Genomic DNA, 505 nt, shown 5'->3' with positions numbered 1-505 from the left:
AGAAAAAGGTGGAGAAATCATCCCTAAAATCACCGGTGTAGACCCGCTGGCCCGGCCGGTAAACAGTCAACCGGTAAGCTACATAAGCCATTGCCCGGAATGCCAGACCGAACTTATACGGAAAGAAGGAGAAGCAAATCATTACTGCCCCAATACAGAAGGATGCCCTCCTCAAATACTGGGAAGAATTGAGCATTTTATTCAACGGAAAGCCATGGATATAGACAGTCTTGGCTCAGAAACACTCAGAGGCCTTCTGGATAAAGGGTTAATTCATGACTATGCCGGCCTATACCAGCTCACTTTCGATGACCTGAACGGCCTGGAGTTTCGTATTTTCTCAGAGAAAAAAGGTGAATACAGTGCCCGAAGCCTAAGGGAAAAATCAGCTTCCAATATCATAAAAGCCATTGAAGAATCGAAGAAAGTACCCTTTGAACGAGTTCTGTTTGCCCTGGGTATCCGCTACGTTGGCCAAACCGTGGCAGAGAAACTAGCCCGCCAT

General features: G+C 46.7%; 1 pseudogene. It reads left to right on the top strand.

Annotated elements, in window-relative coordinates:
* A pseudogene (locus B3763_RS07380) lies at positions 1 to 505 on the top strand (NAD-dependent DNA ligase LigA); the annotation flags it as partial.

It is taken from the genome of Roseivirga sp. UBA1976, assembly GCF_002336325.1.
In the GTDB taxonomy this organism is placed as follows: Bacteria; Bacteroidota; Bacteroidia; order Cytophagales; family Cyclobacteriaceae; genus Roseivirga; species Roseivirga thermotolerans.
This window is presented reverse-complemented; position numbering and strand designations above follow the sequence as displayed.